The 22304-nt window shown below is 55.1% G+C and carries 21 protein-coding genes; 14 read left to right on the top strand and 7 right to left on the bottom strand.

What is annotated here, in order from left to right; translation table 11 throughout:
* Positions 1–10: 10 nt before the first annotated feature.
* Entirely contained in the window at positions 11–1168 is a 1158-nt protein-coding gene (locus FCN15_RS11800; RefSeq protein WP_138495219.1) for a hypothetical protein, read from the top strand.
* Between the two features lie 106 nt (positions 1169–1274).
* On the opposite strand, the gene FCN15_RS11795 is transcribed toward FCN15_RS11800, so the two are convergent.
* Positions 1275–2954 carry a CPBP family intramembrane glutamic endopeptidase gene (locus FCN15_RS11795; protein WP_138495218.1) on the bottom strand — a complete coding sequence of 560 codons (1680 nt, stop codon included), beginning with the start codon at positions 2952–2954 and terminating at the stop codon, positions 1275–1277.
* Between the two features lie 180 nt (positions 2955–3134).
* Here FCN15_RS11795 and FCN15_RS11790 point away from each other — a divergent pair, with 180 nt between their 5' ends.
* Both FCN15_RS11790 and FCN15_RS11785 read left to right on the top strand, forming a co-directional pair.
* Positions 3135–4463 carry a TrkH family potassium uptake protein gene (locus FCN15_RS11790; protein WP_238996649.1) on the top strand — a complete coding sequence of 443 codons (1329 nt, stop codon included), beginning with the start codon at positions 3135–3137 and terminating at the stop codon, positions 4461–4463.
* A 30-nt stretch (positions 4464–4493) separates the two neighbouring features.
* Positions 4494–5174, top strand: coding sequence for a potassium channel family protein (locus tag FCN15_RS11785; protein ID WP_138495217.1), 681 nt, complete (start codon positions 4494–4496; stop codon positions 5172–5174).
* 53 nt (positions 5175–5227) lie between these two features.
* Here FCN15_RS11785 and FCN15_RS11780 read toward each other — a convergent pair whose 3' ends face one another.
* Entirely contained in the window at positions 5228–6145 is a 918-nt protein-coding gene (locus FCN15_RS11780; RefSeq protein WP_138495321.1) for a LysR family transcriptional regulator, read from the bottom strand.
* Between the two features lie 268 nt (positions 6146–6413).
* Here FCN15_RS11780 and FCN15_RS11775 point away from each other — a divergent pair, with 268 nt between their 5' ends.
* The 5 genes from FCN15_RS11775 (at position 6414) to FCN15_RS11755 (ending at position 11188) form a co-directional block, all read left to right on the top strand.
* On the top strand, positions 6414–7085 hold the full coding sequence (locus tag FCN15_RS11775; RefSeq protein WP_138495216.1) for a succinate dehydrogenase cytochrome b558 subunit: 672 nt from the start codon (positions 6414–6416) through the stop codon (positions 7083–7085).
* Between the two features lie 15 nt (positions 7086–7100).
* On the top strand, positions 7101–8849 hold the full coding sequence (sdhA, locus tag FCN15_RS11770; protein ID WP_138495215.1) for a succinate dehydrogenase flavoprotein subunit: 1749 nt from the start codon (positions 7101–7103) through the stop codon (positions 8847–8849).
* Between the two features lie 16 nt (positions 8850–8865).
* A complete protein-coding gene (gene sdhB, locus FCN15_RS11765; protein ID WP_138495214.1) occupies positions 8866–9627 on the top strand; it encodes a succinate dehydrogenase iron-sulfur subunit in 762 nt (253 codons plus the stop codon).
* A 143-nt stretch (positions 9628–9770) separates the two neighbouring features.
* On the top strand, positions 9771–10454 hold the full coding sequence (locus FCN15_RS11760) for an ion channel (protein ID WP_138495213.1): 684 nt from the start codon (positions 9771–9773) through the stop codon (positions 10452–10454).
* An 86-nt stretch (positions 10455–10540) separates the two neighbouring features.
* The gene (locus FCN15_RS11755) at positions 10541–11188 is read left to right on the top strand and encodes a GNAT family N-acetyltransferase (RefSeq protein ID WP_138495212.1); all 648 of its coding nucleotides are present in this window, start codon (positions 10541–10543) and stop codon (positions 11186–11188) included.
* Positions 11189–11476: 288 nt separating this feature from the next.
* On the opposite strand, the gene FCN15_RS11750 is transcribed toward FCN15_RS11755, so the two are convergent.
* Both FCN15_RS11750 and FCN15_RS11745 read right to left on the bottom strand, forming a co-directional pair.
* A complete protein-coding gene (locus FCN15_RS11750) occupies positions 11477–12286 on the bottom strand; it encodes a histidinol-phosphatase (RefSeq protein WP_138495211.1) in 810 nt (269 codons plus the stop codon).
* A 31-nt stretch (positions 12287–12317) separates the two neighbouring features.
* Positions 12318–13220, bottom strand: a complete 903-nt coding sequence (locus tag FCN15_RS11745) for a LysR family transcriptional regulator (RefSeq protein ID WP_138495210.1) — start codon at positions 13218–13220, stop codon at positions 12318–12320.
* A 285-nt stretch (positions 13221–13505) separates the two neighbouring features.
* Between FCN15_RS11745 and FCN15_RS11740 the strand changes: the two genes are divergently transcribed.
* From FCN15_RS11740 to FCN15_RS11720, 5 genes are all read left to right on the top strand, one after another.
* Complete coding sequence (locus FCN15_RS11740) at positions 13506–13961, top strand: chemotaxis protein CheX (RefSeq protein WP_138495209.1); 456 nt, start codon at positions 13506–13508, stop codon at positions 13959–13961.
* Between the two features lie 86 nt (positions 13962–14047).
* The gene (locus FCN15_RS11735; RefSeq protein WP_138495208.1) at positions 14048–14821 is read left to right on the top strand and encodes an SDR family NAD(P)-dependent oxidoreductase; all 774 of its coding nucleotides are present in this window, start codon (positions 14048–14050) and stop codon (positions 14819–14821) included.
* A gap of 157 nt (positions 14822–14978) precedes the next feature.
* Positions 14979–16448, top strand: a complete 1470-nt coding sequence (locus FCN15_RS11730; RefSeq protein WP_138495207.1) for a DEAD/DEAH box helicase — start codon at positions 14979–14981, stop codon at positions 16446–16448.
* 92 nt (positions 16449–16540) lie between these two features.
* Positions 16541–17290: an ABC transporter ATP-binding protein gene (locus tag FCN15_RS11725; protein WP_138495206.1), complete on the top strand. Its 750-nt coding sequence runs from the start codon at positions 16541–16543 to the stop codon at positions 17288–17290.
* Positions 17287–18510, top strand: a complete 1224-nt coding sequence (locus FCN15_RS11720) for an ABC transporter permease (RefSeq protein ID WP_238996648.1) — start codon at positions 17287–17289, stop codon at positions 18508–18510. The genes FCN15_RS11725 and FCN15_RS11720 overlap by 4 nt, the downstream gene beginning before the upstream one ends.
* A 121-nt stretch (positions 18511–18631) precedes the next feature.
* On the opposite strand, the gene FCN15_RS11715 is transcribed toward FCN15_RS11720, so the two are convergent.
* The 3 genes from FCN15_RS11715 to FCN15_RS11705 form a co-directional block, all read right to left on the bottom strand.
* On the bottom strand, positions 18632–19087 hold the full coding sequence (locus tag FCN15_RS11715; protein WP_138495205.1) for a hypothetical protein: 456 nt from the start codon (positions 19085–19087) through the stop codon (positions 18632–18634).
* Between the two features lie 299 nt (positions 19088–19386).
* Complete coding sequence (locus FCN15_RS11710) at positions 19387–20688, bottom strand: aminotransferase class I/II-fold pyridoxal phosphate-dependent enzyme (RefSeq protein WP_138495204.1); 1302 nt, start codon at positions 20686–20688, stop codon at positions 19387–19389.
* A 93-nt stretch (positions 20689–20781) separates the two neighbouring features.
* Positions 20782–21399 carry a pyridoxamine 5'-phosphate oxidase family protein gene (locus tag FCN15_RS11705; RefSeq protein WP_138495203.1) on the bottom strand — a complete coding sequence of 206 codons (618 nt, stop codon included), beginning with the start codon at positions 21397–21399 and terminating at the stop codon, positions 20782–20784.
* A gap of 129 nt (positions 21400–21528) precedes the next feature.
* Between FCN15_RS11705 and FCN15_RS11700 the strand changes: the two genes are divergently transcribed.
* Positions 21529–22304, top strand: a 776-nt coding sequence (locus tag FCN15_RS11700; protein ID WP_138495202.1) for a GntR family transcriptional regulator, incomplete at its 3' end; no start/stop codon positions are given.

Raw genomic sequence — 22304 nt, 5'->3', positions numbered from 1 at the left:
TGCCGCAGGCGTGCTGGCCGGCACCGCGCAAGCGCGCAGCGGCGGAGCGGGCCGCGTCCGCTTGGGGACGCCGCTCCTGCTTGCCGCCGCACTGCTGCTTGCGGCGGCGCTGCTGCTGCCCTTGGCTGCGCAGGGGCTGCAGCTCTCCGGCGTGCTGCCGGGCTTGGCCGCTCTGGCGGCCGCAGCCTGGGGGCTGATTGCCGGCCGCAGGCAGCTAGCCAGGACGGCGCCGCTGCGTCTGCCGCTTCTTGGCCTCGGGGCTGCGCTTGCCGTGTACATTGCAGCCGGGAGGGCGGACGTCCTCCATCCGTACCGGGCCTGGCTTTATGCTGCGGCCCTGCTCACAGTGGTTCTGCTGCTCCTGCGCTGGAACGGAGAACGTGTACGCCGGTCTGCATACGCGCAGGAAGCCGACCGTCAGCTGCTCGGCAGGATTCTGTCGGCCAACCGCTCTATGACGTGGGTCGTCATTCTGGTCCTGGCTGTGCTCTGCAGCTGGAAAGGGCTCGGCAGCCTCTTTTTGCTGCTGAAGGACGGCCTCCGATCCCTGTTTGCGCTCCTCCAAGGAGAAGAGCAGCCCGCAGAGGAGACGGCTCCGGAGCCTTCCGGCCAGCAGCTGCCAAGCTTCACGGGCATGGAGGACGGCACTTCACATCCTCCGCTGTGGCTGCAGATCGCCGGATACGCCTTCCTCGGCCTGGTTGGTTTAGCTGCTGCTGTGCTCCTTCTGATTCTGCTCTATAAAGTCTTTCGCAGATGGCTGCCCGAGCGATTCGCAAGACTGCTTCGCGGACTTGCCCGCCGCATTGGGCTGCTGCGCACCATCCGCCGTATTCCGGAGGAAACGGCCGATTTCGTAGACCAGGTGGAGCAGATCGACCGAGCTGCGCCGCGCCGCCGGTTCGGGCGGCTCCTGCACCGCAGGCGTGAAGAGCCGGGCGGCAGCACAAGCGCCAGCGATCCGCGCGAGGCGTACAAGGTTCTGATCCGTCGTGCGGTCAGGAAGGGATACAACTTCAAAGCAAGCCGCACGCCTGCGGAGAACGGAGACTCCATTGCTGATGGAGGACAATGGACAGATCTGTCCCCGAAAGATGTGGAGGCTGTCATTCAGCGTTATCACGCCGTACGATACGGCGGCGGGAGCGGGGAAGAGCATCATTCATAAATGAAGCCGAACAAAACAAGACGCCTCCAAACCGCCCTTGAAGAAGGGGCTGGAAGCGTCTTATTTTTTTACCTATATACGTATATTTGCAGCTGCCGAGAATGGCTTAATAAGCAGGTCTGCTTTCGCCTTCATTAAAGCCATCCCGGGTGCGATCTGCCGGCGTGCCTGGCGTACTTCGTTTCGAGGAACGAAGCAGATAGACCACATAGCCTGCCAGAGCAGGCATCGCAAACGTAACGATCCCGATGATGATGTTGGCGGCTCCGCCCATAAGCAGAACGCTCAAGCCCAGGAGCAGGCTGTCGAACACCACATGTGCGAACATGACGGCAATGTACCCCTGGCGCAGGAAGATAAAGCTGAACAGCAGCCCGATAAAGGTCAGCTCGATCGGTCTGGATACCACCGGATAGACCGGATACAAAGTATGGCCGAACGCCCAGATCAGCGTCGAGATCAGACTGGCGATAAAGGTGCTGCGGAAGATCTTCTTCAGCATCGGTATACCGAACAGGCGGTAAACGGCCTCCTCACCGATGCCGGCCATCCAGGCCATCAGCGGGAACAGCCAAGGGTAGACCATATTGTAGGCAGACTGGGTTTCATCCGTAGTGGTCCAGGTGTGGAGCGTCAATCCAAGCACAATATAGATCAGGGTCTGAACGCCGAGCAGAATGAATGCCCAGGCATAGCCGTTCAGGGCGCTCTTCAGCACGTAGTCTCCATAACCCTCTTCACGGAAGCGCGGCCACAAATTTCTGCCTTTCTGCTTCCAAAGCCCGTCTCCTCCCACCAGGGAGAAATAAATGGAGGCCGTCATCACCAGCGTATAAAGCAGCTGGAATCCGAGCGCCAAGGTTAAGGCTATGCCCGAAATGCCCTCCGACTCATAAACAGGCATCATATTGAAGGTGCTGACCACGTTAATGAACAGATAGAACAGGGTCAGGAAGATCCCGCGTTTAAAGGAGGCATGGGGACGCGTTCTTGCACTGTACACGATGGCCAGGATGCCAAGAATAAAGCTGAACAGCGCGTAGCCCCCGTAAGTAAGCCAGCTTGCCAGTCTGGACTGGCCGGCCACATAATCGGTATGGCTTTCAGGAACGCTAAACTTGGCCTGCATGGATGAGACATTGTTGTATTCGAAATAGAAAATTAACTGGCCCTGGGCTTCGCCGGTTTTGTAGCCCTGCACATCATAGACCAGGCCCGTCTGGCTGGAAGTGTCTGGCTGAAGCTGATCAGATTTAAAGCCAAGTGCGAGCGCATACGGCTCTGCCAGCTGCTCCTTCTCCTCCTCGGTCAGATCGCCTTCGAGCGACTTGACTTTGGATGTGCCCTCGGCGCTTTTGAGGAGCTCCTCTTTGGTATTGATGGAGTACAGCTCTCCGGCATCAAAGCCGACGACGTTTCCGTCCCTCATATTCACATCGACGTACAGCGATTCCAGATGATCGTCAGGCTGCTTGAAGCGGACGCGGAACATCTCGGTGGGAAAGCTTTTTCCATAGCTCTCATCATATTTATCAAGCAGATTCTCCTTGGACAAATAACCGTACACATCGGAGAAAGTGGTATATGTAACATCCGCATCATCCTGCCGGATATCTGTAAACTGCAGAGTACCGCGGGCAAAATCGGCTGCAGAGCGGATCGCCTGCTCCTTGCTGACGGCACCGCCGGCTTCGGAAGAGCCGGGACTCAGCGAAGGAACCAATTGGAAATAAACAAACAAAATCAGTCCAATTACAGCCAGACTCCATAATACTTTTGGTTTCAAGGGGCCAACTCCTTTATTTATAGTCCTTCAAGTAACATAACATAAATACGTCAAGTCTTGCCAGATTGATGGAAAAAGGGTTAAGGTTGTAATCGGATTTTACATAGCCGGGTAATGAATAATTAGAAATGAACAATTAAAAATGAACAATAAAAAACCAACGATAAGGAGAAGCCCGCATTGAAAAGACGCAAATTTTCCCCGCCGCAAGTCCTGGTTCTCGGCTTCACCTTGATTATAGCCATCGGAACCTTTCTGCTGATGCTCCCGGTTTCCATTAGGCCGAACGGAAGGCTCGCCTTCATAGACGCTCTCTTTACCGCCACCTCCGCCACCTGTGTGACCGGACTGGCCGTCAAGGATACCGGCACGTTCTTTACGACCTTCGGCCAGATCGTCATTTTGGTGCTCGTCCAGATTGGAGGGCTAGGCTTTATGACCATGGCGACGCTGTTCTCGCTGGTTCTGAAACGGCGGATTTCGCTGAAGGACAGGCTGCTGCTGCAGCAGGCGATGAATCAGAATACAATAGAAGGAATTGTGGGCCTGATCCAGAAGGTGCTGCTCTATTCCGTCATTATCGAAGGATTCTCCGCTCTGGTCTTTACGCTGCGCTGGTCGGCGGAGATGCCGCTCGGCAAAGCCGCCTATTACGGCGTGTTTCATTCCATTTCGCTGTTTAATAACGCAGGGTTTGACCTGCTGGGCAATTTTCAGAGCTTGACGCAGCACGTCTCCGATCCGGTGATCAACATCATGAGCATGCTGCTGATCATTACCGGCGGCATCGGGTTTATCGTGATCTCGGATCTCGCGGATTACCGCAAGAACCGTAGGCTCTCCCTGCATTCCAAAGTAGTATTGACTATGTCAGGCGCTTTAATCGTCATCGGGACAATCGTTATTTTTGTGTTTGAATTCTCCAACGCCAAGACGCTGGGGCCGCTGAGCTGGAGCGCCAAAATCTGGAGCTCTGTGTTTCAGTCCATCACTCCCCGGTCCGGCGGGGTGGCAACTTTGGATATCGCCTCGATGAGGCACGCGACCCTGTTCTTCATCATCATTCTCATGTTTATCGGAGCTGCTCCCGGCTCGACGGGGGGCGGGATTAAAGTGACCACCTTCGCGATTCTGATCGGCTCCATGTTCTCCATGATCCGGGGGCGCGATGATATCGTCATATTCCGTTACCGGATCGTGCAGGAGCGGATTGTCAAAGCGCTCACGATCACCATGCTCACCCTGTTTCTGCTCATTCTGATCGCGATGGTGCTGTCGACGACGGAGTCGGCGGATTTCCTCAGCATCCTGTTCGAGACAACCTCGGCGTTCAGTACGGTGGGATTGTCCATGGGACTAACGACAAAGCTTACTGTATTCGGAAAAATCGTCATCTGCCTGACGATGTTTATCGGCCGGTTAGGACCGCTTACACTAGCGTATGCGCTTGGCCCGAAAAAAGGACGGGAGCTTTACCGCCATCCGGAAGGCCAAATGATTATAGGATAAAATGATGATTAGATAAGGAGAAGGACGCACATGGTAAAAAATCAGCAGTTTGTCGTCATCGGCCTCGGCCGATTCGGATCAAGCCTGGCGCTTGAGCTTATGGATTTGGGATATGAGGTGCTGGGCGTGGACCGCAATGAGGAGGTTGTTGAAGACATGAGCAGCTTCCTTACCCATGCGGTTGTGGCCGACGCCACGGATGAGGAGATGCTGCGGTCGCTCGGCATCCGGAATTTTGACTGCGGGATTGTGGCGATCGGCGATGACATTCAGATGAGCATTCTAGCGACAATCCTGCTGAAGGAGATGGGCATGCGCCAGGTTGTGGCAAAGGCTATCTCCGTGCTGCACGGCCGGGCGCTGGAGAAGCTGGGCGTGGACCGGGTTATTTTTCCGGAGAGGGATATGGGCATCCGGGTGGCCCACCAGCTTGTCACCCCGAATCTGCTTGATTATATCGAGCTGTCAAAGGATTACAGCATCGTGGAGCTGGCGGTACCCGAAGTGCTGGACGGCAGAACAATCGGCGAGGTGAACGCGCACTCCCGGTTCGGCTGCAGCATTGTTGCCCTGCAGAAGCCTGAAGGCTGCATAACTGCGCCAACCTCAATGGACGTAATGAACACAAATGATATCATGGTCGTGATTGGCAGCAACGGCAGCATTTATGACTTTGAAGCATCAATCGTTAAGGAAGAAGAACCGTCGTAACAAGAGTTTGACTGATGCTGCGGCCTTAGAGCTGTCCAAGCCCCAATTACTCGCTACTCGCGCCCCGGAAAAGACAGGCTGCTGCGGAACAAATCTTTGATCTCCGCAGCCCACTCCAGCGCCTGGCTGCCGCTGTCCGGCTGAACCGGATAGATGAGGCAGGTGGCCCGGCGCGTTTCGCCCAGCTCCTTCATCGGAACCGAGATCAGCTCATTATCCCGGAGAAGCTGGGGCCGCAGGTAGGAGCGGGGAAGCAGCGCAGCCGCCTTGCAGATCGGCAGCAGCCTGACGATCGCTTCAAAGGAGTCGATCTCCATCCGCGTGTCCGGCATGACCGCGTATTTGCTGAATACCTCGTCAACCAGCCTGCGGTACCAGGTTCCCTTGGAGAACGTGATCATCGGCAGGCTGTTCAGGTCAGTCATGGTGACTGTGCGTCCGAACCGGGCCAGATTATGCCGCCGGGGCACCACGAGCATGAGGTGGTCCTGGAACAGCGGAATGCACTGCAGCCCGGGCTCGGCGATGGCCGAAGCAATGACGCCGAGGTCCAGCTTGTTTTCCTTGACCTGGGATACGATTTCATGCGTTTTGCCGGTGACGAGCTTCAGCTCTGTCTCCGGATATTTGTCCATAAGCGCTTCAATCAGCGGCGGCAGTGTCGTTTGAATGGTGGTCAGACTGGCCCCCACGGTTGCGACGGTGCGTACAGGCGCCCTGAAGCGGGAGATGGACTGCATGAACTGGTTGTGCCGCTGCTGCTGCTCAACCGCATACGTGTAAGCGGCCTGGCCCGTTTCGGTCAGCTCCAGCCTTTTCCCCTTCCGGGTAAATAAAGACACCCCGAGCTCCTCTTCCAGCTTGGCAATCTTGCGCGATAGAGCGGGCTGGGACAGATTCAGCAGCTTGGACGCTCTGTTCAGGCTCGACTGCTCCACAACGGTGGCAAATACCTTTAGATCCTCATTCAGCATGGCTTCCCCCTGGTATCTGTTAAATATTCCTGTTTATTATGCGAATTCGTTATAACAATTAATAAATATATTGCAATTCCATTATAAGAAAAAAAAGAGTAACATTAAAGCGACACAAGTTGTTCACATCTCATGTCCGCAATTGCCCAAAGAGAAAGGAAAGGAGCGGCCGGGGCATTACGTGGCAGCTTGGCGCGAAATCTTTCGAAAATTGTAACCGCCATCATTGGCAAAAGACGGGTTCGTGAAAGGGGTAAACGCAATTATGAAAGGGTTTTATTCCAGAAAGCTGCACTCACTCTTGGGGATCATTCCGTTAGGCTTTTTCCTGCTGGAGCATATGATCACCAACTTTTCGGCCGTCGAAGGCGGACCCGAAGGCTTCAGGGACGCGGTTAAATGGATCAATAGTCTGCCGCTTGTGCTCGCTCTTGAAATTCTGTTTATTTGGCTGCCGCTATTGTACCACGGAGTTTACGGCACTTATATCGCATTTCAGGCGAAGCCGAACAACAACCGTTTCAAGCACGAACGCAACCTCCGGTATACGCTCCAGAGGGTAACGGGCATTATAGCGCTTTTCTTTATCGGCTGGCACGTCTGGGAGACCCGGATTCAGGTGTCTTTAGGCAATGTAACGCATGAGGGTCTGGGAAAATGGATGCATGACATCGTCACCCAGCCGGTCTATTTCATCATTTATCTGATCAGTGTGATTGCAGTATCCTACCATTTTACAAACGGGCTCTGGTCCTTTATGGTCAGCTGGGGCATTACGGTCGGACCGCGCGCCCAGCGGGTATCCTCTTATATTTGTATGGGATTGTTTGTAATCGTGGCTGTGATGTTTACCTGGTCGCTGTTTGTGTTCCGCGGCGTTGAATTCGAAGCGGGCGGCACAGCAATGCTTCAGACGCTGAAGACGTTCATAGGATAAGGAGTGGCATAAGACATGGCTAAGAAGAGCATTATTGTCGTCGGAGGCGGCCTGGCCGGCCTGATGGCGACTATCAAAGCAGCAGAGGCAGGCGTGCAGGTCGCTTTGTTCTCGCTGGTTCCGGTTAAACGTTCCCATTCCGTTTGTGCCCAGGGCGGCATCAACGGAGCGGTTAATACAAAAGGGGAAGGCGACTCCCCTTGGGAGCATTTTGATGATACGGTGTACGGCGGCGACTTCCTGGCGAACCAGCCTCCGGTCAAGGCGATGTGTGAGGCGGCGCCGGGCATCATCCACCTGATGGACCGGATGGGCGTTATGTTTAACCGCACCCCGGAGGGGCTGCTCGATTTCCGCCGCTTCGGCGGCACGCAGTACCACCGCACGGCGTTTGCGGGCGCGACGACCGGCCAGCAGCTGCTATACGCGCTGGACGAACAGGTCCGGCGTTTTGAAGCGGCAGGTCTCGTGACGAAATACGAATCCTGGGAGTTTCTTAAGGCCGTCATTGACGATGAAGGCATCTGCCGCGGCATCTGCGCCCAGAACCTGAGATCCATGGAGATCGTAACGTTTGCGGCTGATGCGACGATTTTGGCGACCGGGGGCCCCGGCATTATTTTTGGCAAAACCACCAATTCAGTAATTAATACAGGGACAGCGGCGAGCGCCGTTTACCAGCAGGGCGTTGACTACGCCAATGGCGAGTTCATTCAGATTCATCCGACGGCCATTCCGGGCGACGACAAGCTGCGCCTCATGTCCGAATCGGCCCGCGGCGAAGGCGGACGGATCTGGACCTACAAGGACGGCAAGCCTTGGTACTTCCTGGAGGAAAAATATCCGGCCTACGGCAACCTGGTGCCGCGCGATATCGCGACCCGCGAAATTTTCCACGTGTGCGTAGACGAGAAGCTCGGCATCAACGGCGAGAACATGGTTTACCTGGATTTGTCGCATAAAGATCCGAAAGAGCTTGACGTCAAACTGGGCGGCATTATCGAAATCTATGAGAAGTTTATGGGCGATGATCCGCGCAAAATCCCGATGAAAATCTTCCCGGCAGTCCATTATTCCATGGGCGGCCTGTGGGTCGATTACAATCAAATGACCAGCATTCCGGGGCTGTTTGCCGCCGGGGAATGCGAATATCAGTATCACGGCGCGAACCGGCTGGGAGCCAACTCGCTGCTGTCGGCCATCTTCGGCGGCATGGTGGCCGGGCCGAAGGCGGTCGAATATGTCCGCGGCCTCAAGAAGTCGGCTGAGGACGTCTCTTCTGCCGTTTACGAGTCGAGCAAGAAGGCGGAGGAACGCAAATATGAGGGCATCCTGAACATGGACGGCACGGAAAATGCCTACGTCATCCACAAGGAGCTTGGGGAATGGATGACGGACAACATGACAGTGGTCCGCTACAACAGCAAGCTGGAAGCGACAATTAACAAGATCAAGGAACTGAAGGAGCGTCATAAACGCATCAATATCAACGACTCCTCGCGCTGGAACAACTCGGGGGCAGCCTTCACCCGTCAGCTAGGCAATATGCTGGAGCTGGCTGAAGCGATGACCAAAGGGGCGCTTCTGCGCGATGAAAGCCGCGGAGCCCACTACAAGCCGGACTTCCCAAGCCGGAATGACGAGCAATTCCTGAAGACGACAAGAGCAAAATTTACGCCGGAAGGGCCGGAAATCTCATATGAGGACGTGGATGTATCGCTGATTCCGCCGCGGATCCGGGACTACTCCAAGGACAAACACTAAGAAGGAGGAAGAGGTCATGGCTGAAACAACCGCATCCAAAAAAGTGAAGTTTATTATCACCCGCCAGGACGATCCGAAATCCCCCTCCTACACGGAGGAGTTTGAGCTGGGCTACCGCCCGGGGATGAACGTGATCAGCGCCCTGATGGAAATTCAGCGCAACCCGGTTAACGCCGGCGGCAAGCATACGGCTCCGGTCTGCTGGGAGTCCAACTGCCTGGAGGAAGTGTGCGGAGCCTGCTCGATGGTCATTAACGGCAAGCCGCGTCAGGCCTGCGCTGCACTGGTCGACAAGCTGGAGCAGCCGATCCGCATCGAGCCGATGAAGACCTTCCCGGTCGTGCGTGACCTGATTATTGACCGCAGCCGGATGTTCAACGCTCTGAAACGGGTTAAAGCCTGGATTCCGATCGACGGTACTTACGATCTGGGCCCAGGGCCGAGAATGGCGGAGAAGAAGCGCCAGTGGGCTTACGAGCTGTCGAAATGCATGACCTGCGGCGTCTGCCTGGAAGCCTGTCCAAACGTTAATGACAAGACGAATTTCATCGGGCCTGCGCCGATTTCCCAGGTTCGGTTGTTTAACGCCCACCCGACGGGCGAAATGAACGCAGAGGAGCGGCTGGAAGCGCTGATGGAGGATGGAGGCATTGAAGGCTGCGGCAACTCGCAGAACTGCGTGCGCTCCTGTCCGAAAGGCATTCCGCTGACCACATCCATTGCGGAGATGAACAAGCAGACGACGAAGCATATGTTCAAGCGCTGGTTAACCAGCTGATCTGATCTTAAAATGTATAGTGCAAGCCTCCTGGCACCGGCAATTTGGCGGCCAGGGGGCTTTTTTTCACTTTATTGGGGCAGAGGCCTGCTCATTAGGGTAATAAGCATTAAGCTTACTAAATAGCAGAGGAGCTGAACCTCATGCGGATCTGGCTGATTCTGGCGAACGCTTTGGGCTTTCTCTTACTGGTCCTGCTTTTTTACCGGCTTGACCGCAGGCTGTCCAGCCGGGTTATTTTGCTGGCACCGGTATTATTCTATGTGATTGCTTCTCTGGAGGATTTGCTCGGCTGGGTGGATTTTACGGTTGTATTCGAGTCGAATGCGCTTCTTAAGGGCGCCATCCTGCTCTTTGTATTGGGCTCGGATATTTTTTATATTCTGTTTATGTTCAGGGAAATTGCCGATTCGGCTAGCAGGAAGACTACACTCCGGTCCGTGGTCATCCGCATCAGCCTCACGGTGCTGGTCTGCCTGTTGTTTTTTACGGTGGTGTACACCTCGATTTATAAATTATTCGGCAGCGGGAACTTTAAAGGCTCCGGCCTGGATGGAAGCCTGCTTGAGCAGGCGGCGGCGTTCTTCTATTTCAGCATCGTTACCTTTGCGACCGTTGGTTATGGGGATATCCAGCCTGTGGATACGGTGACCCGCCTTATTGTGGCCATGGAGGTCTTCTTCAGCTTTATTACGGTGGCTTACATGCTGTCCATGCTCAGTGTGATCCGGCAGATCTTTAAAGAAGAGAACGAGTCGGGGAAAACGGAAGGTGTGATTAAACCGGCTCAACCGGATCAACCGGAACAGCCGGAAGCAAAGCTTTAAGGGGATCCTCCGCGGTTAAAGACCCGGCCTGATGGCTGCCGGAAAGCGGAGCATCTGATCAAGGAGAAGTGAGAAGGGCGGTGAAGATGGGAATGGGACTGGACACGAAGACGAGGATGGAAATGGAGACGGAGATCGGGATTACTGGCATGCAGAAAATGAAGCAGCAGTTTCCCGTGCTGCACAGCGCCCGGCTCCTGCTCCGCAAGGTTCGGCCCGAGGATGGAGCGGCGTTATACAGAGCGCTCAGCAATCCGCGGGTAGCGAGATATTTATCCTTCCGCATGGACACAACCCGAAGCGAGGAGCGGCTTATCCGCTATTTTGAGGATTGCAGCAGGACGCTGTCCTCGCTGCATTTCGCTGTTCTAATCAGAGAAACCGGAAGATTCGCAGGCTTGTGCTCGCTGCAGCGCCTGAATGAAATGGACAGCAGCGCCAGCATAGGATATATGGTGGACCCCGCCTGCTGGAACCGGGGAATTGCTACAGAAGCGGCCCGGCAGCTGCTTCAATTCGGCTTTGATTCTCTTGGCCTCCGCGTCATTCACGCGTCCTGCGAGGCGGATAACACGGCCTCCAGCCGGGTTATGGTGAAATGCGGTTTTAGGCGGGCAAGCGAAGAGTATCCGCAGATTTCGGGGCCCGGAACCGGTCTCCGCCAGCTTCATTACTCCTTGACAGCAGAACAGAGAGAGATTGGGGACAAGCGTTATGCTTTGTTACATAATTGAAATATTACTGTGATTTAACCCTAACAGAATCGGGTTAATATGATGACATGACCCCCTTTTGAATATATATATTTTGGAACCCGCCTTCTTGGCCGGTTCCCCTTTTTTTTTTTAGCCGCAAAGGCCGGAAGGACTTACAGCATTTTGCTGAATAAGAAATAAATATTGATAAAAATCAATAAGAATAAATCAATAAGAAAAAAGAGACGGATTCCATGCGCCTGTGCAATTCCTTCGCGCAGTTAACCGTCTCTTTTTTATAGGCCAAATCAATGAGCCGCAGACAATCTATAGAGCCACGACCTGCTTCTGCTTCTGCTTGTAATAAACCCAGCTGGTGAAGCCGATTTCCTTCAGCCTGGCTGCAACCTGCTCCCATTCGTCGCCAACGCGGTAAGGCACATGAGCATCGGAGCCGAAGGTGACCTCAACGCCGTAATGGAGAGCCCGCTCCAGAATTGCATCGGACGGATACCATCCGCCGCTCAGCTTCGTTTTGCCGGAAGTATTGATTTCGATCGCTACGCCGCATTCGGCGATGGTCTGCAGCGTTTCGTCAATCGCTTTATCAGCGGGAATCTCGGAAAAAGCAGGGTAGTTGCCCTTCATGGCATCCATATGCCCCAGGATTTGAAACATCCCGCTGCGGGCTGACTGGCGGATCAGCTCATAATACGTTTCTTTCTCCCGGACCTGCCGGGAGGGCGTTAAGTTTTTCCAGCGAGATTTATTAAAGATACTGGTATTATTAGTGCTGTGCACGGAACCGATAATATAGTCAAAGGGGTATGCCGCCAAGGCAGATTGATAGACAGAGGCATGCTCGGGGAAGAAGTCCGATTCAATTCCGAGCAGCACGTCAATCCGTCCTTCATACTCCTGCTTCAGCTTCAAAACTTCATCAACATAAGACTTGAGCTCCTTCTTCCCCATGGCGATACGAGGGAACGGCTGCTCTTCGCTGCTTCCAAAATAAGGCGTATGGTCGCTGATCCCGATGACCTGGAGTCCTGCTGCAATGCCGGCCTCAATGTAATCCCGGATGCTTCCATCCGCATGACCGCAGCGGAAATGGTGGGTATGAAGATCAAATTTCATGGGCTGTTATCCTTTCGTCATCTAAGACCGGCTATTCCGTACCGGTGAATTTGGTTTCCGGCATGCCTTTCAAATCGCCGAGGAACTGCTGCATGGCAGAGTTGATATAACGGCTGGACTTGTAAATAACGCCAACTGGATGGGTGACCTCAAGCTCCGGGATCGGGACGATCTGCAGCGTGCCCAGCCTAAGCTCCCGGGAGATCGACTGCTTGGAGATAATTGCGGCGCCCAGATTGATCTCGACCATCCGTTTCACTTCTTCGCTGCTGGACAGCTCCATGACGACATTGGGCTCCATGTTATTATCCCTGAACACCTGCTCGACAAACCGTCTTCCGACCGTATCCGGAGACAGCAGAATCAGCGGCAGGTCACGCAGCATTTCAAGCTCGGGCTGCTCTTCCTTGGCCAGCGGGTGGAGCGGAGAAACGACGACTTCAAACGTATCGTAATACAAGACTGATGCGTGAATCTGCGGGTTATGTTCGATCAGATAACCGATTCCGATATCAACCAGGCCCTGCTCAACGTTCTGATAAATTTGGGAAGAGGCCATTGACTGAATAGTCGTCTTGATCAGGGGGAATTGATCCTGGAAATAGGAAAGGATGCGCGGCAGAATCTGGATTGCAATCGAGGTGGTTGTACCCAGGACAATATGCCCCTGCGGCGTCTGCTCCATATCCGACAGCTTCTGCTTCAATTCCTCCACGATATCCAGTATTTGTTCCGCCTTCTCCAAAAATACCTGCCCCCGGTCCGTCAGGGTTACCGGCTGGTTCCGGTCAACGAGCACGGTCTTGAATTCATCTTCAAGGCTCTTGATCTGCGCGGACACGGCAGGCTGCGTGAGATTCAGCAGCTCGCCGGCTTTGCGAAAGCTCTTCGTCTTCGAAATGGTAATTAAAGTTTCCAACTGGCTGATGTTCATCGTATCCCTCCTTGCTCACTACGACTCTAAACCGAATGGTCCGAACCTGGGTCAGCTTTTCATAATATTATAGGGGTTAGCACGATTTGGGGCAATGGGATTAAGGATTAGTTATAAGGCAAGTTCGAATCCATGCGCAAAAAGGGTTTACATTGATATTTTATGTAGAATTTTTGTGGAAAAGGTAATGATTTATTCTTATTGATAAAGTATAATCAAACTAAATTAAGAGCGGGACTTACGATGCACATCTAAGAGTTCCAAGTGAAAAGGGGCGCATTTTACGTGAAAGCAGAAGTGATAAATCCTTTTTTGGAATCTGCAAGGCTTGTTCTTGAACAGGTGATTCAGGTTTCTCCTTCCACCGGAAGTCTTGGCGTAAAAGAAATCGCTCATATCCAGGATCATATATGGATACAGGTGGGAATGACTGGACAGTTCAGCGGCAACGTCGTCTTCGGTCTCCAAGAGCAGGTAGCTCTGCGGATAGTGTCTGTCATGATGGGCGGATTTGTATTGACGGAAATGGATGAAATGGGCCAAAGCGCGATTTCGGAGCTGGGCAATATGATCAGCGGCAATGCGAGCACCATTCTGTTTAATCAGGGCTATAGCGTTGATATTACTCCGCCTAAAGTGATGAAATCGGAAGAAAGTGCGCATGCGCCGCGCAAAGCTCTTTGCATTCCTCTACATATGGATGGCATTGGCGAGCTGGATATTCAGGTCATGATCTCGTAATATAATTCTGCAGTTCGGCGGCAGATGAAGCAGGGGGCTTCGGTACGGAGAAACTGGCGCCGTTTATAGCGGAAAGGATGCGGAACATGCTGAAAGATCAGCGTATCGTCATTACCGGTGCGTCCAGCGGAATCGGTGCGGAAATGGCCAGACAGCTGTCACGTCAGGGAGCCTTTGTCATCCTGGCGGCCAGATCGCAGGACAAGCTGGAGCGGGTAGCAGCAGATTTACCAGGAGCTTTTGATGTAGTAAGACTCGATGTTTCTTCAGAGGATTCGGTGGCGGAAGCCTTCCGTTATATCTCTGAAACGCACGGTTCGGTGGACTGTCTGATTAACAATGCGGGCTTTGGCAGGTTCAAGCCGTTTGCAGAGACAGAGCTGGATGAGTTCGAAGCGATGATGGATGTGAATTATATGGGTACGGTCCGGTGCACAAAGGCGGTGCTGCCCGGTATGCTTGCTGCCCGTAAAGGCCATATCGTCAATATCGCTTCCATTGCCGGCAAGCTCGGCACAGCGAAGTCTTCCGCTTATTCAGCAAGCAAGCATGCGGTGCTTGGTTTTACCAACGCCTTAAGACAGGAATTGAAAGGAACGGGCGTTGCGGTATCCGCCGTAAATCCCGGGCCGATCGACACTCCCTTCTTCGAGGGAGCCGATCCGGACGGCAGTTATGTCAAGAATGTGGGCTGGTTCATGATGAAGCCAGAGAAGGTAGCCAAAGCAGTTGTACAAGTGATAGAAAGAAGAAAGGCCGAGATCGACCTTCCATGGGCGGCAGGACTCGGCACGAAGCTGTATCAGTTGTTCCCCAGACTGGCGGACAGGCTGGCTGGCGGAATGATTAACAAGAAATAATAGAAGCATTGCTGCAGGGCGCTTCCGGCTTTGGCCGGGGCGCTCTTTTTTTTTCTTAAGGCTGAAGGGCGGACAGCAGTGCCATTTTGATTTGGTGCGTCAGGCATTATCGCATATAATGGAAATAACGACTTTTTAGGATAAAGGATGGACTTATATGACAACTCAAACATTTACGGATATTGGAGTCGAGCAAAGGCTGGCCGAACGTTTGGCTGAGCATGGCATTACTGTGCCTTCTCCCGTGCAGGAGAGCGCAATTCCGGCCGTGCTGGAGGGACGCGATGTGCTTGCGCAGTCTCAGACCGGTACGGGAAAAACATTAGCCTACCTGCTTCCGGTGCTGCAGCGCATTGATGCTTCCCGCAAGGTAACACAGGCGCTAATCCTTGCCCCGACGCAGGAGCTGGCGATGCAGATTCTGCGCGAGAGCCAGCGCTATTCGGAAGGCACCGGCCTTGAAGTGCAGGCGCTGATCGGCGGGGCGGCGATCGGCCGGCAGGTTGAGCGGCTCAAGAAGCACCCGCAGCTGGTGATCGGCACGCCTGGGCGTGTCCGCGAGCTGCTGGCGACACGGAAGCTGAAACTGCACGAAACGCGGACGCTGGTCGTTGACGAAGTAGACCAGCTGTTCCAGCTGGGGGGCGCCGGAGATGTGGACGACATTCTGCGTGCTTCGCTGCGCGACCGGCAGCTGCTGTTCCTGTCCGCGACGGTGACTGACGAAATCCGCGAGCTTGCAGGCCGCGAAATGAACGATCCGGTGGAGATCGGTATCGAACCGGAGCAGCGGACCTCAGCTACGCTGGAGCATTTGTATTTCGTATGCGAGCAGCGGGATAAGATCGACATGGTGCGGAGAATTATCCGTACCTATAACGAGCCCAAAGTACTGGTGTTTGTGAACCAGATCGACTCGATCGGCGAAGTGGAAGCGAAGCTGAATTATGTGGGCCTGAATGCAGGCGCTTTGTACGGGGATGCGGATAAGACGGCGCGCAGCCTGACGCTGCGCCGGTTCCGCGAAGGGGAATACCGGGTACTGGTGGCCAGTGATGTGGCCGCCCGCGGCCTGGATATCGAGCAGCTGGGCATGGTTGTTCATCTGGACCCGGCTACCGATTCCGAGAATTATGTGCACCGTGCCGGCCGGACAGGCCGGATGGGGCGCAAAGGGTTGTCCATCTCGGTGGTTGCCCCTCAAGAGACGTTTATCATCCGCAAGTTTGCGCGCGAGCTGGGCATTACGTTTGGGCTGCGCGGACTGGCCGGCGGGCGGATTACGATGCCGAAAGAGGCGCCGCATCCGCACCGGCGGGAAGTGAAGCCGCTGCGGGATACGGATGCGGAAGCAAGAACCGGGCGCAGTGAAGGCGGAGCACGGAACGGTGCCGGCAGAAGCGGAGGCCTGTCAGGCAGCCGCGAGTATACGGGCCGGGGAGCAGGCGGCGCAGGTTCAGGTGCAGGAGGTGCATCCTCCTCCCGGGCGAACAGTTCATCAGGGCGCAAAGCCGGCAGCAGAACTTCCGCCGTCAAGCCGGCCGGAGAACGCAAGCTGGACCGGCACCGGGACCGCAAGAATAAAGGGGCGCCGCGCTGGCTGAAAGACAAGCAGTCCCGGGATTAATTCCAAAATCAGAAAGTTCTGAAAGAATATAAAGATCTGAAAGAATATAAAGATCTGAAAGAATAGAATGACCTGAAAGGGAGGAACCGTCCTTGACGCAAAGTCCGGTTTTGGAAATCGAAGCCTTAAGCGGCGGCTATAATCTGAACCGTCCGGTTCTGCATGACATCGGGATGAAGGTTATGCCGGGTGAGATGGTCGGCTTGATCGGCCTGAACGGCGCGGGAAAAAGCACGACCATGAAGCATATTCTTGGCCTCATGAATCCGCAGAAGGGCGAAATCCGGGTGAACGGGGCGACCCGCGCCCGGGACCTCGAGCAGTATCAGGGGGCGCTGGCCTTTGTGCCGGAGACTCCGCTGCTGTATGAGGAAATGACGGTGCGCGAGCATCTGGAATTCACCGCGCGGGCCTATGGCGTGGAGCGCGGCGATTATGAAGCCAGAGCGGCGGAATTGTCCCGGCTGTTCCGGATGGAGGAGAAGATGGACAGCTTGTCCGTGCACTTGTCCAAAGGGATGAAGCAGAAGGTTATGATCATGTGCGCTTTTGTGGCAAGGCCGAAGCTGTACATTATCGACGAGCCGTTCCTCGGCCTGGACCCGCTCGGCATCCGTTCGCTGCTGGATTTTATGGTCAAGCTTCGCGGCGAGGGGGCTTCGATTCTGCTCAGCTCTCATATCTTATCGACCATTGAAAATTACTGCGACAGATTCGTTATTCTTCATCAGGGCAGGATCATTACCCAAGGGACGCTTGAGGAAATCGCTGCAGCGGCAGGCATGCAGGGGCAGCCGCTGGAGCAGATCTTTTATTCGCTTGTGCAGGACGGCCGTTCATGATGGACCTTCTCCAGCTTCGCCGTAAGCGGAGCGGCAGCTTCTGGGGCGGGATTGTCCCCTACTTCGGCTATGTGCTGCAAAGCGGCGTGGCCGTATTGTTCCTGTTCTGCCTCATAGCTTTTGCCGCCTGGTATACGGCGTTTGTCCGGGATTTGCCGGCCGGGCTGCCGATCCGCTGGATCGCGCTGGTGCTGCTGGCCCCTTTTGCCATCGGCGGAGGGTTCCGCACCTATCTTCAGCCTGCCGACATTGTCTTTCTGCTTCCGCAGGAAGCCCGGATGAACCGCTATTTCGCCCCTGCCTGGCGGGGAGCGGTGATCAGGAAGTACGTCATTCTGGCGATTCTCCTGATTACGTTTTGGCCTCTATACATAACCGCCGAGGACCAGGCCAAGCCGTTCGGCTGGACGGCGCTCGTGCTGGCGGCCTGGTCCATTGTGGCCAGCTTAGGCAGCTGGCGCGAGCTGACCTTCGTATCGCGGCGGGCTGCCGCCGGCTACCGCCTGCTGCGGTGGGCGGCCGGCGCTTTGGCAGTGGCGGCCTGGCTGTGGCATCCGGCAGGCAGAGCGCTGCTGTTCATCGTGGTGCTGGCCGCGGCTTATTTGGCGGCGCTGCGGCTTCCTCCAAGGCTTCGCGTGCCTTGGGAGATTCTGATCGCCGCCGAGAAGAACCACGCCGCCCGCGCCATGACGGTGCTCGGCTGGTTCGTTGAGGTGCCGGGCCGCGAGCAGCGGGTGCATGTCCGCCGCTGGCTGTCCGGTCTTGGCAGCCGGATTCCCTGGGAACCGGCACAGGTTTACCGCTATCTGCTGACCAAAAGCTTTGTCCGCAGCGATATGTTCATGATCGTGCTGCGGGCCGGGGTAGTCGGAGCCGCACTCGCTTATCTCGGCGGACAGAATCTGCTGGGCAGCGTCGTGTATCTGTTCTTCGTATTTGTCATCGGCGTCCAGCTGTCAGAGCTGCGGCGGGTGCACAGCGAGTCCTTTTGGCTCAGCCTGTACCCGGTTCCGGCGGGCAGACGGAAGGACAATGCTGTCCGGCTTATTTTTCGGATCCAGCTGTGGTATGCCGTACTGATGTGGCTGGTATTTATCCCGTCGCTGTTGGGCGGGCAGCCTCTGCAGGCTGTTTATATGCTGGCTGGCGGTCTTGCTATTGCGTTCCTTCAGCGGGTTTACGGTAAACGAAGCCGAAAGGGCGAGGAAGAGGACGAGTAGCAGCAGAATAACGAAGAAGAATAAATTGGAGAGGCGGATGATTCCGCTTCTCTTTTTGTGTTCATTCAAAAAGTCCTCGTGCCTAAAGCAGCGGGGACTTCTCAGGTTGTTTTAGAAAGTTTTAGAATGAATAGTACGACTGCGAGCAGTCGAGCAGGAGACTCTTCGGCAGGCCGGGATGGCTGCCGCTGTGATCCGGATTCTGCAGCTTGGCTGCCAAATCGTTCAATGCGGCTTCCGCCAGTCTGCGGCGGGCAATGCCCCATTCGTCCCGGCTGCTGTTCACGCAGCGGATCGCTTCGGATACGCTGGACTTCTTCAAAGGTTTATAGACAGAGGCAAAACGGATCAGATCAAAATGAGGATGGACTCCCGGCAAATGAAGCTCTGCCTGGCCGGCTGCGCCGCCGCAGGTAATCTGCAGAAGAACAACTGCCTCCTCCGGCTGAATGGGATACATCGTCTCCGCAACAAAATTCGGATCATAGCGAAATAGTTCGATTTGCCCGATTTTATTGGTCGTCAGACGGTTTACGTATTCGACCAGTCGGGGCGGGGGTTCCATTTTATTTATCATTTTGATCAGATCTCCTTTAACAGTTTGGTTTGAATGAATTGATTTTTAAAACGACAATCTGGATTATGTCATGAAGGAGACGGAATGTAAACATCAAATTTTGACTTTATTAGCCGAATGATGTGTTCTTAAGGCAAATTGCATGAGTAAAATAGGGGATATATTTTGATTTCTCCAAATATCTCCCTTTTTCTATGGATTTGTATGATCGGAAGAGCAGACTCAGCCCATATAAAAAATAAAAGGCAGGCCGGGCTCCCGCCCGGTCTGCCTAACGTACTTATTTCCCCCATTCCTCATCAGACTGAGGTGGACTGAAGATCCAGAACCCCTTGGTAGATAAGGCCGTAAAGCTCCTCAAGATTCTCTTCGGCAATGCAGCTGAATGCGATGCGCAGATCCTGTTCGCCCAAAGCGATGGTTCCCACGCCGTATTGGCGGAGCAGGTGCTGACGGAGCGGCTCGGCTGCAACCGTCTTGAGCTTCAGACACATAAAATAGCCGGAATTGAATGGGTAGTAGTCCCAAACCTGATCATACTTGCCGCTGTCGAGCAGCGCTTTGACCTTGTTGGCCCGGCCTTTCATGACCGCGAACTTCTCTTCCTTCTGCGGAAGGAATTCCTCGGATTTCAGCGCCTGCAGCACAAAGGTCTGGGAAGGATGCGCGCCGCTGGAAATGGTAGCGCGGATGATGCCGAGCGTCTTCTGCTCAAGCACCGAGACGGCTTCAGGCGTACCGGCGAAGGTAATGAAGCCGACGCGGAACCCCCACACGTATTCTTCCTTGGTTGCGCCGTCTACCTTCACGGCCAGCACACGCGGATGGAGCCCAGCGAGCTTGCCGAATAAAGACTCATTCAGGGAATCCTCGAAGAACAGTCCGAAATAGGCATCGTCTGTAACCACAACAACGTTGATGCCCGCTTCAGCGGCAGCGTTCACTGCGGCGACGATTTCATCGCCCTCCTGCTGCCCCGGCGTATAGCCGGTCGGATTGTTCGGGAAGTTCAGAACGACAACAGCTTTGCTTCCGGCAGGCACGGACAGCAGCGCTTCACGCAGTCCCTGGCTGTTAAACTTCATATCTTCCGTAAACAGCTCGTAGTTCACAATGTTCGCGTGACGACGGATGCCGAAGGTCAGCTCATAATTTTCCCAGTTCTTGTCAGGATAAATGACTGCGTCGCCTTCATCGACGAACAGGTCGGCTACAATGCTCAGGCCATGGGTCAGCGCATTGGTGACGATCGGCTGCCCGAAGGACTTGCCGCTCAGAGAAGGGTTCTCCTTGAGCATTTTCTCGCGCCATACGCTGCGCAGCTCAGGCTTCCCGGCTGGAGGGGCGTAAGGATACAAATCCTGCGGCTTATAGGCCGAAAGGGTGTCCTGAATGACTGCAAGGTGCATGGGGCCGCCATTTTCCGTGGCAATGCCGATGGTGGCATTATATTTTTTGGCCTGGCTGGAAGCTTCGGCCGATTGACTTAGAATGCCTTCCTTAGGAAAATAAATTTCTCGACCGAGCCCGGACAACATTTCGTAGACATGAGGACTGTCAGCTTTCAGGCGGTCGTTCAGCTGTGACGCTAGAGGGTTCATCACTTTCCATCCTTCCAACTTCGGTATTGGTCCAACCATTTGACTGCCTAACATTATAACATTGCCGCGTTAAGCCGTCACGAACCAATCCTGTCATTTAGCGTGATAAGGACAATATTTTTGCATAAGTTCCAGCGTCTCCTTATCGCCAGCCGTGCCGCGCGTCTCAAGCCCCTCCATGACAAGGCCGCGCTCCTCAGCCTTTAGATTCTGCCCAAACTTGAATTTGGCCGAAAGATGCTCCGGCACAAGCTTAAAGACCGATACGGCCTTCAGCTGGCCCTGGTACTGCGGGTCATCCGCGTCAATCGGATCATATCCGCCTTCCGGCTGGAGCTTGCGCATGAACAGCGAGAGTGCCGTCGCCTTTTCCGCCGGGTCAGTCACAATCTCCGAACGGCCTTCCGCCATAACGCTCTTGAAGTAGGAGGTAGCAGGGCAGGCCAGATGGGGATCGGTAAAATAGGACGGAATCAGCGCATATTCCTTCGCCACCGTAAAGCTGACCCGGCTGTCCGCCTTGATCTGCTTCATTTTCTCACCGGCATGGCTGCCGTGAAAGTAGAACACTCCGCTGCCGTAAGCAAAATTCAGCGGTGTCACCCGGCAGCCGCCTTCGGCCGTCACCGTGCCCAGAAAGCCGCAGCTTATTTCATTCAGGAACGCTTCAATCTCCGCGGCGTCCTCCACTTCAAATTCTTGTCTTCTCATATGAGAGCCCCCTGTCCGATCCGGTAAGTCCGGTAATTGGATTTAGCATATAAGAGGAATTGACAGTAAAAAAGAACCAATTTAGATTAATTTTATTAGTCCAATTTTGAATCGAGAAGAGGTGCAGGAATGGATTTTACGCTGTCCTGGGAAAAATCACTGGCCCAATACCGCTACAAATACCTGGCGCTGTATCATGCCCTCCGCAGCAGAATCCGCGACGGGTCGCTGCCGGAGGGGACCCGGCTGCCCGCTTCAAGGGAGCTGGCCGGCTTGTACGGCTTGTCGCGGGGCAGCGTGGCCCAAGCCTACGATATGCTGCTCGCAGAAGGCTATGTAAGCGCAAGAGTGGGGCGGGGGACGTTTGTGGCTGCTCCGTTTGCGCTGGAAGCCGGGCCTGCGGCAGTGGACGGGCCTGCGGAGAAGGGCGCGGAGGGAGTGGACGTGCAGGCATGGGGTGTACAAGCCAAGGGCATCGAGGGAGTGGACGTGCAGGCATGGCGTGCACAAGCCAAGGGCGCAGAGGGAGTGGACGTGCAGACATGGGGTGCACAAGCGAAGGGCATCGAGGGAGTGGACGTGCAGGCATGGCGTGCACAAGCGAAGGGCGCGGAGGGAGTGCATGGGCAGGCATGGGGTGCACAAGCGAAGGGCATCGAGGGAGTGGACGCGGATGCGGGCAGGGCGGGGGCCAGGGAGATCGAGCTTTCTCCCTGGGCCCAAAGGCTGGCTGCGCTCTCCGGCGCTCTGCGGGAGGGCGCGGCCGAGGGCCGGGAAATGGCGGCCCAGGCTGACCCGGCCGCCATTTCCTTCGCCGGCGGCGGGGCGCAGCCGCCGGAGGCGTTCCCGCACGCCGCGTGGCGCAGCGCGCGGGCGCGGGCGTGGGGGGGGGCCTGTGGCGGGTC

Source organism: Paenibacillus pinistramenti, assembly GCF_005869875.1.
In the GTDB taxonomy this organism is placed as follows: Bacteria; Bacillota; Bacilli; order Paenibacillales; family Paenibacillaceae; genus Fontibacillus; species Fontibacillus pinistramenti.
This window is presented reverse-complemented; position numbering and strand designations above follow the sequence as displayed.

Excerpts from the sequence above, each read along its gene's own strand:
- sdhA (WP_138495215.1), top strand. The coding sequence starts at position 7,101 with ATGGCTAAGAAGAGCATTATTGTCGTCGGAGGCGGCCTGGCCGGCCTG.
- FCN15_RS11720 (WP_238996648.1), top strand. The coding sequence starts at position 17,287 with ATGATGGACCTTCTCCAGCTTCGCCGTAAGCGGAGCGGCAGCTTCTGG.
- sdhB (WP_138495214.1), top strand. The coding sequence starts at position 8,866 with ATGGCTGAAACAACCGCATCCAAAAAAGTGAAGTTTATTATCACCCGC.
- FCN15_RS11785 (WP_138495217.1), top strand. The coding sequence starts at position 4,494 with ATGGTAAAAAATCAGCAGTTTGTCGTCATCGGCCTCGGCCGATTCGGA.
- FCN15_RS11755 (WP_138495212.1), top strand. The coding sequence starts at position 10,541 with ATGGGAATGGGACTGGACACGAAGACGAGGATGGAAATGGAGACGGAG.
- FCN15_RS11750 (WP_138495211.1), bottom strand. The coding sequence starts at position 12,286 with ATGAAATTTGATCTTCATACCCACCATTTCCGCTGCGGTCATGCGGAT.
- FCN15_RS11715 (WP_138495205.1), bottom strand. The coding sequence starts at position 19,087 with ATGATAAATAAAATGGAACCCCCGCCCCGACTGGTCGAATACGTAAAC.
- FCN15_RS11710 (WP_138495204.1), bottom strand. The coding sequence starts at position 20,688 with ATGAACCCTCTAGCGTCACAGCTGAACGACCGCCTGAAAGCTGACAGT.
- FCN15_RS11760 (WP_138495213.1), top strand. The coding sequence starts at position 9,771 with ATGCGGATCTGGCTGATTCTGGCGAACGCTTTGGGCTTTCTCTTACTG.
- FCN15_RS11775 (WP_138495216.1), top strand. The coding sequence starts at position 6,414 with ATGAAAGGGTTTTATTCCAGAAAGCTGCACTCACTCTTGGGGATCATT.
- FCN15_RS11745 (WP_138495210.1), bottom strand. The coding sequence starts at position 13,220 with ATGAACATCAGCCAGTTGGAAACTTTAATTACCATTTCGAAGACGAAG.
- FCN15_RS11730 (WP_138495207.1), top strand. The coding sequence starts at position 14,979 with ATGACAACTCAAACATTTACGGATATTGGAGTCGAGCAAAGGCTGGCC.
- FCN15_RS11705 (WP_138495203.1), bottom strand. The coding sequence starts at position 21,399 with ATGAGAAGACAAGAATTTGAAGTGGAGGACGCCGCGGAGATTGAAGCG.
- FCN15_RS11735 (WP_138495208.1), top strand. The coding sequence starts at position 14,048 with ATGCTGAAAGATCAGCGTATCGTCATTACCGGTGCGTCCAGCGGAATC.